Consider the following 14464-nt stretch of genomic DNA (forward strand, 5'->3'; position numbering starts at 1 on the left):
AGTGTCTTGAATCACATACTTGCGGCGGTCCGTCGGCCTCCACTCGACTCGAGTCGCCGAGGGCCGCATTCTGAATACACACACTGCGCCGACAAGGCCCAGAACTGGAGAATCCCGTGAGCCTGCACGATTCCTTCGCCGACGACCACACCTATGAGAAGAACCTGCGGTGGTGGGACGGTTTCACGATCAGCCTCTCGATCCCCGCCGCACTCTTCGTCGGCATGGGGTACGCGATCGGCCTGATCGGCGCGTGGACGACGCTCGTCCTCCTCGGCGCCGTCGCGGTCCTCGCGTGCCTACAGAACTTCATCTACTCCGAGATGGCCAGCATGTTCGTCGACAAGGTCGGCGGCATCTCGATGTACGCCCACCAGGGCTGGCGGACCCGGTCGACCCTCGTCGGTCCGCTCGCGACGTACGGCTATTGGTTCTCCTGGTCCAGTTCACTCGCCATCTACGGTCTGCAGATCGGAAAGCTGGTCCAGGCCGAATGGTTCCCCGAAGAGACGTGGACATTCTCCACGGGCCTGGCCACCATCGGACTCCCCCACCTCATCGCACTCGGCGTGCTGGTCATGGGCTGGGGCCTGAACGTCCTGGGCATGCGACCCGCGATGTGGCTGATGTACGCGACCGGCGCGCTCGTCCTCGTCCCGATCGTCGTCTTCGCGGCCGCTCCCCTCCTGTCCGACAACTGGTCGATGAGCAATCTGCACTGGGACATCGCCGCCAGCGGTGAAGCAGGCTGGCGCACCGCGATCGCCTGGATGTTCGTCCTCGCCTGGTCGGTGTACGGCATCGAGGCCGTCGCCTCGTTCGTGCCCGAATTCCGCGACACCATCCGAGACAGCCGAATTGCATTGCGACTGGCCGGTTTCTTCGTCATCGCCGTCTACATCCTCGTCCCGTTCGGCGTCGGCGGACTCGTCGACCAGGCGGATGTCGCCGAAAACCCCGTCTCCTTCTACCTCACCGTGTTCGAAAGCCTCTTCCCCGGTGGCGACATCATGATGGCGATCTGCCTCATCGCCGGCCTCGTCCTCCTGATGGTCATGACCACCGCCGACGGCGGACGCGTACTCCACGGCAGCGCCCGGGAGGGCCTCACCATCAAGCAACTCGGTGAGCTCAACCGTTTCAAGGTCCCGGGGCGCGCCATGTCGCTGGATCTGCTCGTCAACGTCATCCTGATCCTGTTCGTCGGCGAGGCCCTCGCAGTCATCGTCGCCGGCATCGTCGGCTACCTCATCTGCCACATTCTGTCGCTGACCGGCTTCCTCAACCTGCGCCGCGACGAACCGGATGCCCATCGCCCCATCAAGCTCGGCAAGCAGTGGGTGTACATCGCCGGTCTCCTGGTCGTCGTCGACACGATCATGGTCGTCGTCGGCGCGCTCAGCGCCTCCATCACGGGATACGGCAGCACGAAGGAACTCATCGTCGGAGTCGTCGTCCTGTCGCTGTCGATCGTGCTGTACGCCTACCGGCGCGTCGTCCAGGACGGTCAGCCCTGGATCTGGAAGGAACCGGCCTCCGCCGTCGAAGCCGACTTCGTACCCGACGACGACGAGGACGAAGCACCCACCATCGATCCTGCACGCACCCTGTAGCTTCGCCCGTGAGTACTTATTAACCGCCCGAGGTTAATAAGTACTCACAGGCGCGAAGCGCATTGTGTCAGTGCAGATCCGCCATCGAGCGCACGTGACGCGCCGCGACCGACAGTGACGCGAGATCGTGGGTGGACGCGGCGTCGATCTCCCCCAGCGTCCGGCGAGCACGTTCGATCCTCGCTCGATTCGCACTCTCCCACAGCAGAATCCGGGAGTGCGGTGCATCACCGGGCTCCCCCGAGGACAGGACGTCCCGGGTCAGGAGCCGGACGGAGCGGTACAGGTCGTCACGCAGCGCCACCCGGGCGAGGGTGTGCCACCGTTCACCCCGCGGAAGCGCCGACACCTTGATCAGCCATCGATCCACGCCGAGGTGATCGGAGAGGGCGAAGTAGAGCGGCGCCACCTCGGCGACGTCGTGCTCCAGTTCGCGGGCGACGTCCACGATGTCGAGCAGGCTGAACCGGTAGAGGCCGTCCGCGATACGCCGGGCGATGGACGTCTCGACGCCCGCCTGGTCGTAGGAGCGACGCGTGTCCTCCATCGCCAGCGCCTCCGCGCCGCGGAGCCATCCGCCGACATCGCCGGAATGCGTGTGGACGTGGCACCGGAAGTTGTCGATCTCGTCGTCCACCGACAGCGGCTGACGACGGTTGGCGAGGAACCACCGCGACGCCCGGTCGAGCAGCCGGCGGGCCTCGACGACCAGTTCGTACTCCGTCGCCGGTGGCAGCTTCGCCGCGGCGATGTCGGACCAGAGTTCCGCAAGCCCGAACACTTCCGACGTGATGACGAACGCGCGCACCACATCCGCAGGCCCGGCCCCCGTCTCCTCGCGCAGCCGGTACGCGTACGTGAGCCCGCCGCGGGCGAAGATGTCGTTCACGATCTCGGTGGCGAGGATCTCCTGGCGGAGGGGATGCGCGTCGACGGGGAGGACGGAGCGCAGCGCGGCCGGGAAGTACGCGCCGAGCCGTACGGAGAAGTACCCGTCGGAGAAGACGTCCGTATCCTCGAGTTCCGCTTTCAGATCCAGCTTGGCGTGGGCGAGGAGGGTCGCCAGTTCCGGCGAGGTCAGCCCGAACCCTGCGTCCGACAGTTCGGCGAAACCGTCGGGGTTCGGAAGCGCCTCCAGGTCGCAGTCCAGACCGCGCTTGTCGACCAGGTCGTTCACCATCCTCGAGTGCACGTCCACCATCCGGTGGGCGTTCGACCGGGCGTCGCCGAGCACCCGGTTCTGCGCGCGATTGTTCGCGAGCACGAGTTCCGACACGTCGTCGGTGAGCGCCCCGAGCAGGTCCGAGCGCCGCACCGGATCCAGCCGCCGGTCGACGGGCAGCGAGTCGAGCAGGATCTTGATGTTCACCTCGTGGTCGGAGCAGTCCACTCCGGCCGAATTGTCCAGTGCATCCGTATTGACGAGCCCACCCGTGCGGGCGAACTCGATGCGGGCGAGCGGCGTCATGCCCAGGTTGCCGCCCTCGGCGACGGCCCGCGCGCGCAGCCGGCCCGCATCGATCCGGACGGTGTCGTTCGCTTTGTCACCCGCATCCGTGTGCGACTCCGACGAGGCCTTGACGTACGTCCCGACTCCGCCGTTGAACAGGAGATCCACCGGGGCGGCGAGGATGGCGCGGATCATCTCCGGCGGCGTCAACGTCGTCACCGACGAAGCGAGACCGAGCGCCGTCCGCATTTGGCTGCTCACCGGAATCGATTTGCTCTCCCGCGACCAGACGCCGCCGCCTGCACTGATGAGGGTCCGTTCGTAGTCGGCCCACGACGACCTCGGCAGCTCGAACAACCGGCGGCGTTCCTGCCAGGCCTGCTCCCCGCCGGGAGTGGGGTCGACGAAGATGTGGCGGTGGTCGAACGCGGCGACCAGCCCGATGCCGGCACTCGCCAGCATGGCGTTCCCGAAGACGTCGCCGCTCATGTCGCCGATCCCCGTGACCGTGAAACTGTCACGGTCGACGTCGATACCGAGTTCGGCCAGATGCCGGGTGACGCTCACCCACGCACCCTTCGCGGTGATGCCCATCTTCTTGTGGTCGTAGCCGACCGAACCGCCGGACGCGAACGCGTCACCGAGCCAGAAGTCGTACGTCCGGGCCACCTCGTTGGCGGTGTCGGAGAATGTGGCCGTGCCCTTGTCCGCCGCCACCACGAGGTAGGGGTCGTCGCCGTCCCGGCAGACGACCCGGTCGGGGTGAACCGATTCGGCTGTGTCCGAACGGTTGTCGGTGACGTCGAGCAGCCCGGAGATGAACTGCCGGTAGCACACTTGGCCGGTGGACGACGGGTTGCGCACGACGAAACCGCCCTTGGCGCCCGCGGGTACGATGACGGCGTTCTTCACGGCCTGCGCCTTGACGAGTCCGAGGATCTCGGTGCGGTAGTCGTCGAGGCGGTCGGACCAGCGGAGCCCGCCGCGCGCGACGGGTCCGTATCGCAGGTGCACGCCCTCCATGTCCGGTGAATACACGAAGACCTCGTAGAACGGCCGCGGACGCGGAAGCTCGTCGATCTCGGCGGAACGGAACTTCAGCGACAACTGGGGACGATCCGGACCGAGCGCTCCGTCCCGATAGAAGTTGGTGCGGGTCGTCGCCGCGACGAGGCCCGAGTAGGCGCGCAGGATGCGGTCGGCGTCGAGGCCCTCCACGTCGGCGAGCAGCGATTCGAGTCGGCGGGCACGATGTTCGACCTCGTCGTCGCGGGACGTGCCGCCGCCGGGACGGGATGGGTCGAAGTGCGCGTGAAACAGATCCACGAGCGCCGACGCGAACTCGGGACGCGACAGCAGGACCGCCTCGATCCGGCCCTGGTCGTAGGGCAGAGCACTCTGCCGCAGAAAGCGGGCGTACGCGCGCAGGAGCACGACCTCCCGCCAGTCCAGGCCGGCGGCGAGCACCAGCACGTTGAACCGATCCGCCTCCGCCCTTCCCGACCACAACGCACGGAACGTCTCCAGGACAGCCTCGGGTTCGACGGATCCCGACGCCACCGCGGACGTGACGAGCGGTCCCGCGGACACCTGGAAGTCGTAGCGCCGGCACACCAGTCCGTCGGTGCGGCGGAACACCGACGTCCGCTGGTCGACGACCTCGAGGTCGAGGCTCCCGAGAAGCCGGAGCACCCGCTCGAGCGACACGGTCGAGCCTCCGCTGTAGAGCGTGACCCGAAGTTGCCGGTTCTCGCGCGGTCCGACGGTGTCGACGTGCAGGTCGAATGCATCGGCAGTCAATCGGCCGAGGATAGCGACGTCGGGAGCCGGCGGCCGACCCTGTTCTTCGACGTAGCCTTCCGGCAGTGACAGTGCGAGCGTGGACGTGGTCGAGCTCATAGATTCTCTCCGTTGAGATCCGGGCGCCGTGTGGTTGTCGTGGAAAAGGGAAAGATCCGCCCCGCGGGCGCCATTGACCGCGGGACGGATCGAGTGTCAGGACACGGGTGTGTCGGCAGACGGGGTGTGTCAGGAGTTGCGGTGTGCATCCGCGATGTCGAGAACCGTGTCGAGGATCGCGAGTCCTTCGCGGGCCTCGGCCTCGGTGACGGTGCACGGCGGCACAGCGTGAATCCGATTGAAGTTGGCGAACGGCAGCAATCCTCCTGCCTTGCACGCCGCGATCACCTCGTTCATCGCCGGACTGGAGGCGCCGTACGGAGCGAGCGGTTCCTTCGTGGCGCGGTCGGCGACGAGTTCGATCGCCCAGAACACGCCGAGTCCGCGGACTTCACCGATCGACGGGTGCCGGTCGGCGAGGCCACACAGTCCCGGACCGAGGATCTCGCTGCCGATCCGGGCCGCGTTCTCGACGATCCGCTCGTCCTCCATCGCGTTGATCGTCGCGACGGCGGCCGCGGTGGCGAGCGGATGTCCCGAGTAGGTGAGCCCGCCGGGGTACGGCCGGTTGGCGAACGTCGCCGCGATCTTCTCGCTGATCGCGACACCACCGAGCGGGACGTAACCGGAGTTGACCCCCTTCGCGAACGTGATCAGGTCGGGAACGACACCGAAATGGTCGATCGCGAACCATTTTCCGGTCCGGCCGAACCCGGACATCACCTCGTCGGCGATGAACACGATGCCGTAGCGGTCGCAGATCTCGCGGACACCGGCCATGTAACCGGGCGGGGGCACCATGATCCCCGCGGTCCCGGGAACCGATTCGAGCACGATCGCTGCAATCGAGTTCGGCCCCTCGAGGCGGATCAGCTGGTCGAGGTGCTCGAGCGCGCGCTCGGTTTCCTGCTGCTCGTTCTCCGAGTGGAACTGTGACCGGTACAGGAACGGTCCGTGGAAGTGGACGACTCCGCTGTTGCCGTAGTCGTTGGGCCACCGGCGCGGATCGCCGGTGAGGTTGATCGCGGTGTCCGTGCCGCCGTGGTACGAGCGGTACCGCGACAGCACCTTGTAGCGGCCGGTGTGCAGCCGGGCCATGCGCACCGCATGCTCGTTGGCGTCGGCGCCGCCGTTGGTGAAGAACACCTTGTTCAGGTCACCCGGAGTCCGCTCGGCGATCAGCCGCGCGGCCTCGGAGCGGGCGTCGTTCACGTACTGCGGCGCGATGGTGCACAGCTTCGCGGCCTGGTCCTGAATGGCGGCAACGACTTTGGGGTGCTGATGCCCGACGTTCGTGTTGACGAGCTGGGACGAGAAGTCGAGCATGCGGTTCCCGGCACCGTCCCACACGTACGAACCCTCGGACGCGAGGATCGTCATCGGGGTGATCTGCTCCTGCGCGGACCACGAGTGGAACACATGCGCCCGGTCGAGGGCATACGCGCGCTCCCCTTCGACGCGGGCCGCGTCGAGGGACTGACCGGTGGGCAAAAGTTCCTGGGAGACTGTCGTCGTCATGACCGTAGGTCCTTTCCGGCTCAGTTGTTCTGGGGGAAGCCGAGATTGATGCCACCGTGGCTGGGGTCGAGCCAGCGGGTGGTGACGACCTTGCCGCGGGTGAAGAAGTGGATGCCTTCGGTGCCGTGGGCGTGGCTGTCGCCGAACAGGGAGTTCTTCCAGCCTCCGAACGAGTAGTAGGCGGTGGGGACGGGGATGGGGACGTTGATGCCGACCATGCCGACCTCGACCTCGTTCTGGAACCGGCGCGCGGCGCCGCCGTCGTTGGTGAAGATGGCGATGCCGTTGCCGAACTGGCTGGAGTTCACCAGTTCCAGGGCCTCGTCGTAGGACTCGACCCGGATCACGGACAGGACGGGTCCGAAGATTTCGTCGGTGTACACACTCATGTCGGTGGTGACGTGGTCGATCAGGGTCGGTCCGAGCCAGAACCCGTCCGCACCGCCATTCGCCTGCACGGTCCGCCCGTCGACGACGATGGTGGCGCCGTCCTGTTCGCCGGCGTCGATGTAGGAGGCGACCTTGTCGCGGTGCACCTTCGTCACCAACGGACCCATGTCGGAGTCCTGGGTGCCGTCGCCGATCTTCAACGTGTCGGTGCGCTCTTTGATCTTGGCGACCAGTTCGTCGGCGATGTCCCCGACCGCGACCAGGGCGGAGATGGCCATGCAGCGTTCGCCGGCGGAGCCGAAGCCGGCGTTGACCATGGCGTCGGCGGCGAGGTCGAGGTCGGCGTCCGGCAGGACGATGGCGTGGTTCTTGGCCCCGCCGAGTGCCTGGACGCGTTTGCCGTGGGCGGTGCCGGTGGCGTACACGTACTGGGCGATGGGGGTGGAGCCGACGAAGCTGATGGCCTTGATGGCGGGGTTGGTGAGCAGTTCGTCGACGGCGGTCTTGTCGCCCTGCAGGACGTTGAACACCCCGGCCGGGAGTCCGGCTTCGGCCCAGAGTTCGGCCATCCAGATCGCGGCGGTCGGGTCCTTCTCGGACGGCTTCAACACGACGGTGTTGCCGGCGGCGATGGCGATGGGGAAGAACCACATCGGGACCATGGCGGGGAAGTTGAACGGGGAGATGATCCCGACGGGCCCGACGGGTTGGCGGATGGAGGAGACGTCGATGTTGGTGGAGGCGTTTTCGGTCATGCCGCCCTTGAGCAGGTGGGGCATGCCGCAGGCGAATTCGACGACTTCCTGGCCGCGGGAGACCTCACCGAGTGCGTCGGAGACGACCTTGCCGTGCTCGGCGGTGATGATCTCGGCGAGTTCGCCCTTGCGGGCGTTGAGCAGTTCCCGGAACTTGAACACGATGGAGGAACGCTTGGCGAGGGAGGTGTCGCGCCAGGCGGGGAACGCGGCCGCGGCGGCATCGATGACGGCGCGGGCGTCCTCGACGCTGGCCAGGGCGACCTGACCGGTCACGGCACCGGTGGCCGGGTTGGTGACCGGGGCGGTGTTGCCGCTCGTGCCGGCGAAACTCTTGTTGTCGAACCAATGCGGGATGGTCCGGCCTTCGGCGGAATGCGAGATGGTCCGGCCTTCGGCGGAGTGCGAGATGGTCCGGGTCTGCGCTGCGCCATCGCTGTGTGTCATGGGTGTCCTTACCGAGAGAGCCGATACGCGGAAAGTCCGCGCGGAGTGCGATGTCTTCACTCTGGTCCGTCAACCAGCCCCCGGAGCCCGACGATCTGTATAGAAATACGACTTCTGATTTACACTGCGTAAATGCAGCCCACCATCGTCGACATCCTGGGGCTCCCGGTCGTGCAGGCGGGGGCGCCCGAGGTGATCGGCGGCGGACAGCTCGACAGACCGGTCCGGTGGGTACACGTCAGCGATCTACCCGATCTGTCGAACCTCCTCCAGGGTGGCGAACTCGTCCTCACCACCGGCCAGCCGCTCGCGGACGACTCGTCGAGCGTCGCCTACCTGGAGGGACTGGCCGCGGCGGGCGCAGCCGGACTCGTCGTCGAACTCGGCGTCCACGTCGACACCGTGCCGGACGGGGTGGCACGCGCCGCCGACAGACTGTCGTTTCCCGTCATCGCACTGCACCGCCAGATCCGGTTCGTCGAGGTCACGGAGGAAGTGCACCGATCGATCGTCGCGGAGCAGTACGACGAGGTCGCGTTCGCCCGGCACGTGCACGAGGTCTTCACCGACCTGAGCATGAAGCGGGCGTCGCTCGGTGAGATCGTCGACGCCGCGGCCGGCATGCTCGGCGCCCCGATCGTGCTCGAGGACCTCAACCGGCAGGTACTGGCCTTCGCGGCGCAGGGAACCACGGCGGCGGATCTCCTCGCCGAGTGGGAACGTCGGTCGCGGCTGACACCCGTGTCGCATCAGACCGCGGTCGACGGCCCGGAGTCGTGGACGGCGACGCCCGTCGGCGCGCATCGGCAGGAGTGGGGACGACTCGTCGCTCCTCGCCCCGTCGCCGCCGAAGGTCGGGCGCGGATGACCCTCGAGCGTGCCGCGCAGGCGCTCGCACTGAACCGCATGGTCGAGCAGGACCGGACCGCGCTCGAGCAGCAGGCCCAGAGCGGACTCGTCGACGAACTCCGCCGCGGACGCATCCAGGACGAGGCCGAGGCGACGGCGCGCGCCCATGCGCTCGGCCTCCGGCCGGCACTGACCTACCTGCCGATGACGGTCCGGGTCGGCGAAACCGCCAGCGCCGACCAGGTTCTCGCGCAGCGACGCCGAGTGAACATGCTGGACGCCGTCCGCCACGCGGTCCGGACGTCGCGGCAAACGGCACTCACGGCGAACACCCGGGCCGGACAGATCGACCTGCTCCTGTCCCATCCGCCGGCGTCCACACCCGACGCGCTGTTCGAGCTCTGCGAGGCGATTCGTGCCGCGCTCACCCGGCTCGACGGCGTCCTCCATTGCACGATCGGTGTCGGTCCCGAATCGACCCGACTCCTGGACGCCGCGGGCGGCCTGACGGAATCCGCTCACATCGCCGAGGTCGCGCTGTCGTTGCCACCGGGCGACAAGGTTTTTCACCGAGCAGCCGACATCCGGTTGCGCGGTCTCCTCGCCCTCATCCGGACCGATCCGCGGGTGCAGGCATTCGCCGAGACCGAACTCCGCGGCCTGCTGGAACATCAGGCGCGACACGGCGGTGACAGTGTCGACGTCCTGCGCAGCTTCCTCGAACTCGGTGGCAACAAGACGGAACTCGCGAAACAGCTCCACCTCTCTCGCCCCACGCTCTACGCGAAACTGGCCACGATCCAGCGGCTGCTCGGCGTCGACCTCGACGACGCCGAGTCCCGGACGTCGCTGCACACGGCCATGCTGATCCTGCGGCTCCGCCACCCGTGAGTACTTATTAACGGCGGGCGGTTAATAAGTACTCACGGGGGCGAAGCCACTGGGCCGAACATCCTTCGACGAGGACCAGCTCAGGGTGCCCGTGTCCGAATAGTCGCGCGCCAGCGCACCAATGTTGAGAATTATCTTCACAACTGTTGGCATGAAAGGACGCTTTCTTCACTATTGGCACCTACCAATCGAATTTCCGACAGCACGGAGCTCTCATGAAGATCGGCATCCCCCGCGAGATCAAGAACCACGAATACCGCGTGGCCATCAGCCCCGCCGGTGTGCACGAACTCAGCGAACGCGGCCACGAAGTGATCATCGAATCCGGCGCCGGCATCGGCTCGTCCTTCGCCGACGAGGACTTCAAAGCCGCAGGCGCACAGATCCTCCAGGCCGCCGACCAGGTATGGGACACCGCCGACCTGCTCCTGAAGGTCAAAGAACCCATCGCCGAGGAATACGCCCGACTGCGCCAGGACCAGGTGCTCTTCACCTACCTGCACCTGGCCGCCTCCAAGGACTGCACCGACGCCCTGCTCACGTCGAAGACCACCTCCATCGCCTACGAAACCGTCGTCGGCGCCGACGGCTCCCTCCCCCTGCTCGCCCCGATGAGCGAGGTCGCCGGACGCCTCGCCCCGCAGGCCGGCGCGTACCACCTCATGCGCCAGGGCGGTGGCCGCGGCGTCCTCATGGGCGGTGTCCCCGGTGTGCGCCCAGCGAAGGTCGTCGTCATCGGCGCCGGCGTCTCCGGTAAGAACGCGATCGCCGTCGCCTACGGCATGCAGGCCGACGTCACCGTCCTCGACCTGTCCATCGCCCGCCTCCGCGAGATCGACGCCCAGTACCACGGCCAGGTCAAGACCATCACCTCCAACAGCCTCGAACTCGAACAGGCCGTCCTCGACGCCGACCACGTCATCGGCGCCGTCCTCGTCCCCGGCGCCAAGGCCCCCACCCTCGTCTCCAACAACCTCGTCTCGCGGATGAAGCCCGGCTCCGTGCTCGTCGACATCGCCATCGACCAGGGCGGCTGCTTCGAGGACTCGAAACCCACCACCCACGCCGAACCCACCTACCAGGTCCACGACTCCGTGTTCTACTGCGTCGCGAACATGCCCGGCGCCGTCCCCCGCACCTCCACCTACGCCCTCACCAACGCCACCCTCCCCTACGTCGTCGCCCTCGCCGACAAGGGCTGGCAGGAGGCCACCGCGACCGTCCCCGGCCTCGCCGAGGGACTGTCCACCCACGACGGCCAGTTGCTGTCCACCGAAGTCGCTGCCGCGCACGGCTATACGGCCGCAGCATTATCCTGAGCGGCTGATCTGCAGCCCGTGTGTACGCGTCGCGCACCTCCGTAACGGTGCGACGCGTACACACGGGGCGCGAATCGAGATCGGCGAGAGCGTATCCAGAAGCGCTGTGGATGCGGGACAATCGAACGATGGCTTGGCTCGAGGTCGTGCGCACCGGACCCTTCACCACCGTGCAGGATCGGGGCCGCCCCGGTTACGCGTCGATCGGCGTCGGCGAGTCGGGTGCCGCCGACCGCGACGCGCACGACAGCGCAAACCGGTTGGTGGGTAACCACTCCGACGCAGCGACGCTGGAGGTCACGCTCGGTGGGCTCGCGGTGCGTGCGGCCGGGACCGTCTCCGTCGCCGTCACGGGCGCCCGCAATCCCATCACCGTCAATTCCGAACCCCGGCCCGACTACACGATGCTGCACCTGACTGCCGGTGACCTGCTGGAGATCGCGTTCGCCTCGGAGGGACTCCGAAGCTACGTCGCGGTGCGCGGAGGTTTCGACGTGCCGGCGGTGATGGGGAGCCGGTCCACCGACACTCTGTCGGGTATCGGCCCCGATCCAGTCGCCGAAGGTGATCGGCTGCTGGTCGGTGCGGATGCCGGCGACTGGCCTGCGGACGAGATCATCCCCCCGCCCGTCGCTCCCGAGGATCCGCTGATGATGCGGGTGCGGCTCGGGCCGCGGGACGACTGGTTCACACCAGCGTCGGTGGAGGCGCTTCTCCGCGAGACGTGGACGGTCAGCTCCGACACCAATCGCGTGGGGGCGCGGCTCGAGGGTCCCGGACCGCTGCACCGCGCTGTACCGGGAGAGATGCCGAGCGAGGCCATGGTGGCGGGGGCGCTGCAGGTGCCGCCCAACGGTCAGCCCATCCTGTTTCTCGCCGATCATCCGGTGACCGGCGGCTATCCGGTGATCGCCGTGGTCGCCGAGGCCGATCTTCCGGTGGCCGCGCAATTGCGGCCCGGGCACCGGGTCCGATTCCACCGAATGGTGGCGTCGAGCATTCCGCGGTGACGGCCTACCTCGCGGCGAGCGCGGTCCTGAGCCCGCGAAGACGCCCGGTCACGGGATCGGCTCCGAGCACCGACCTCCCACGGAACTTCGCTTCCGAGGCCGTCTCCGGCGCATCGTCGGACGTCGCCCGGAGGAATCGGTTGGGCAGCGCCAGCTTGTGAATGGTGCGCAGCGTCAGAAGGTACTGCCGCGCAAGCGAACCGGTGGTGTACGGCAGGTCGTACTTCTCGCACAGGCCGCGCACCGCAGTCGAGATCTCGGCGTACCGATTGCTGGGGATGTCGGGGAAGAGATGGTGCTCGATCTGATAGCACAGGTTGCCGCTCATGAACGCCATGACGGCTCCGGCCCGGAAGTTCGCGGTGCCGAGCATCTGGCGCAGATACCACTCGGCCCGGCTTTCGTCCTCCAGTTCCGCGAGCGTGAATTTCTCTGCTCCGTCGGGGAAGTGACCGCAGAAGATCACGACGTACGACCACACGTTCCGTAGCAGGTTGGCGACGAGATTCGCCTTCAGCGTTCGTCGCCACCGACGCCCACTGAGAACGGGGAACAGCACGTAATCTTTGCCCATCTGCCGCGCGATCTTGCCGAGCAGATCTCGCACCGGTGGACGGAGACGCCGGCTCGCCTTGTCCTCGGCGCTGGGCGGAAGCAGATCGTGGAGCGCGATGCCCCATTCGAACGACGCCGCGAGCAGAAGATTCTGAATCGGTTGCACCAGGTGGATGGGGCGCCATTCCTGATCACGGGTGACCCGCATGACGCCGAACCCGACGTCCTCGTCCATTCCGAGCACGTTGGTGTACTTGTGGTGCCGGAAGTTGTGCGCATACTTCCACTGCGACGACGGCCCCACCTGGTCCCACTCCCAGGTGCTCGAGTGGATCTCGGGATCGTTCATCCAGTCCCACTGCCCGTGCGAGACGTTGTGCCCGATCTCCATGTTCTCCACGCTCTTGGCCACACCCAGTGCCGTCGTACCGAGGACCACCCCGGTGGACGTCCGGCTGCCGTGGATCACCAGTCGCGCGAGGCCGTCGAGCAACCGCTGGAACGCGATGGTGCGGCGGATGTACGTCGCATCCTTCTCGCCGAGGGACTCCGCGACGTCGCGGCGTAGTGCGTCGAGTTCGAATCCGAGCGCCTCGACGTCCTGCTGGGTGAGGTGCGCGTACTCCTTGATATCGGTGATTGCCATGACCGGCCTCCAACCTCGCGGCCACTGATGACCTCAGTGAACGCCGGTGGTAGCAGCCTGTCAACACTGTAGGTCTACGGTAGGTGTCGACAGCGTTGACAGCGCCGCCCTCAGCCCACTACCGACCGTGCGGGCTTGGACGGGTCCGGGAGCCTAGCCGCGGCGGCGGCGGGCGATGTCGGCGAGCACGACACCCGCGGCGACGGACGCGTTGAGCGATTCGACGGGGCCTGCCATCGGGATGCTGAGGATGGCGTCGCAGTTCTCGCGGACGAGACGCGACAGTCCCTTGCCCTCGGAGCCGACCACGACCACCACGGGGCCGCTGCCGTCGAACTCGTCGAGGGTGGTGTCGCCACCCGCATCGAGACCGACCACCTGAACACCCTTGGACGCCCAATCCTTCAGCGTGCGAGTGAGATTGGTGGCTCGGGCGATCGGTAGACGGGCTGCCGCGCCGGCGCTCGTCCGCCACGCGACCGCGGTGACCGACGCACTGCGCCGCTCCGGGATCACCACACCGTGACCACCGAATGCGGCCACCGAACGCACGACGGCACCGAGGTTGCGGGGATCGGTGATGTTGTCGAGGGCCACGAGCAGCGGCGCCTCCTGATGCTTGCGCGCCTCCGCGATCAGGTCGTCGGGGTGCGCGTAGCGGTACGGCGGCACCTGCAATGCGATGCCCTGGTGCATGCCGTTGGCGCTGAGCCGGTCGAGATCGGTCCGGGGAACCTCGAGGATGGAGATGCCCGCGTCGGCCGCCCGCTGAACGGATTCCTTCAGGCGATCGTCGCTCTCGGTCCCGACCGCGACGTACAACGCGGTCGCGGGGACACCGGCGCGCAGGCACTCGACGACGGGGTTGCGGCCCAGCACGTTCTCGGGGCCGTCGAGCACCTTGCGTCCGGCGGTCTGACGACCGCGGCCGGGCTGCTTGTCGGCTTCCCTGGCTGCGCGCGCAGCACGCTTGGCGGCGGGGTGCTTGGTGCGTGCTTCCGCGGGCGGGGTGGCGCCGCGGCCTTCCAGTCCCTTGCGGCGCTGGCCACCGGAACCGGCGACCTGCCCCTTCTTGGTACCGGCCTTGCGGATGGCTCCGCGCCTACTCGAATTTCCAGCCAT

At 67.4% G+C, this 14464-nt stretch carries 9 protein-coding genes; 4 read left to right on the top strand and 5 right to left on the bottom strand.

The genetic code is table 11. The features are described 5' to 3' along the window. The first annotated feature begins 116 nt into the window (after positions 1–116). On the top strand, positions 117–1613 hold the full coding sequence (locus WKC72_RS38420) for an APC family permease (protein WP_370181382.1): 1497 nt from the start codon (positions 117–119) through the stop codon (positions 1611–1613). A 67-nt stretch (positions 1614–1680) separates the two neighbouring features. Here the strand turns inward: WKC72_RS38420 and WKC72_RS38425 are convergent, their stop codons facing one another. The 3 genes from WKC72_RS38425 to WKC72_RS38435 form a co-directional block, all read right to left on the bottom strand. After that, on the bottom strand, positions 1681–4962 hold the full coding sequence (locus WKC72_RS38425; protein ID WP_370181383.1) for an NAD-glutamate dehydrogenase domain-containing protein: 3282 nt from the start codon (positions 4960–4962) through the stop codon (positions 1681–1683). A 129-nt stretch (positions 4963–5091) separates the two neighbouring features. Then, positions 5092–6480, bottom strand: coding sequence for an aspartate aminotransferase family protein (locus WKC72_RS38430; RefSeq protein ID WP_370181384.1), 1389 nt, complete (start codon positions 6478–6480; stop codon positions 5092–5094). Positions 6481–6500: 20 nt separating this feature from the next. Further along, positions 6501–8072, bottom strand: a complete 1572-nt coding sequence (locus WKC72_RS38435; RefSeq protein ID WP_370181385.1) for a CoA-acylating methylmalonate-semialdehyde dehydrogenase — start codon at positions 8070–8072, stop codon at positions 6501–6503. Positions 8073–8204: 132 nt separating this feature from the next. Here WKC72_RS38435 and WKC72_RS38440 point away from each other — a divergent pair, with 132 nt between their 5' ends. From WKC72_RS38440 to WKC72_RS38450, 3 genes are all read left to right on the top strand, one after another. Continuing rightward, a complete protein-coding gene (locus tag WKC72_RS38440; RefSeq protein WP_112302004.1) occupies positions 8205–9812 on the top strand; it encodes a PucR family transcriptional regulator ligand-binding domain-containing protein in 1608 nt (535 codons plus the stop codon). Between the two features lie 215 nt (positions 9813–10027). Next, entirely contained in the window at positions 10028–11131 is a 1104-nt protein-coding gene (gene ald, locus WKC72_RS38445) for an alanine dehydrogenase (RefSeq protein ID WP_370181386.1), read from the top strand. Positions 11132–11259: 128 nt separating this feature from the next. After that, on the top strand, positions 11260–12141 hold the full coding sequence (locus WKC72_RS38450; RefSeq protein ID WP_268791813.1) for a biotin-dependent carboxyltransferase family protein: 882 nt from the start codon (positions 11260–11262) through the stop codon (positions 12139–12141). Between the two features lie 4 nt (positions 12142–12145). On the opposite strand, the gene WKC72_RS38455 is transcribed toward WKC72_RS38450, so the two are convergent. Continuing rightward, entirely contained in the window at positions 12146–13342 is a 1197-nt protein-coding gene (locus tag WKC72_RS38455) for a fatty acid desaturase (RefSeq protein ID WP_370181387.1), read from the bottom strand. 153 nt (positions 13343–13495) lie between these two features. Beyond that, positions 13496–14464 (bottom strand): 23S rRNA (guanosine(2251)-2'-O)-methyltransferase RlmB, encoded by a 969-nt coding sequence (rlmB, locus tag WKC72_RS38460; RefSeq protein ID WP_007301532.1) that lies wholly within the window; start codon positions 14462–14464, stop codon positions 13496–13498.

The organism is Rhodococcus wratislaviensis, assembly GCF_041228765.1.
GTDB classification, from domain to species: Bacteria; Actinomycetota; Actinomycetes; order Mycobacteriales; family Mycobacteriaceae; genus Rhodococcus_F; species Rhodococcus_F wratislaviensis.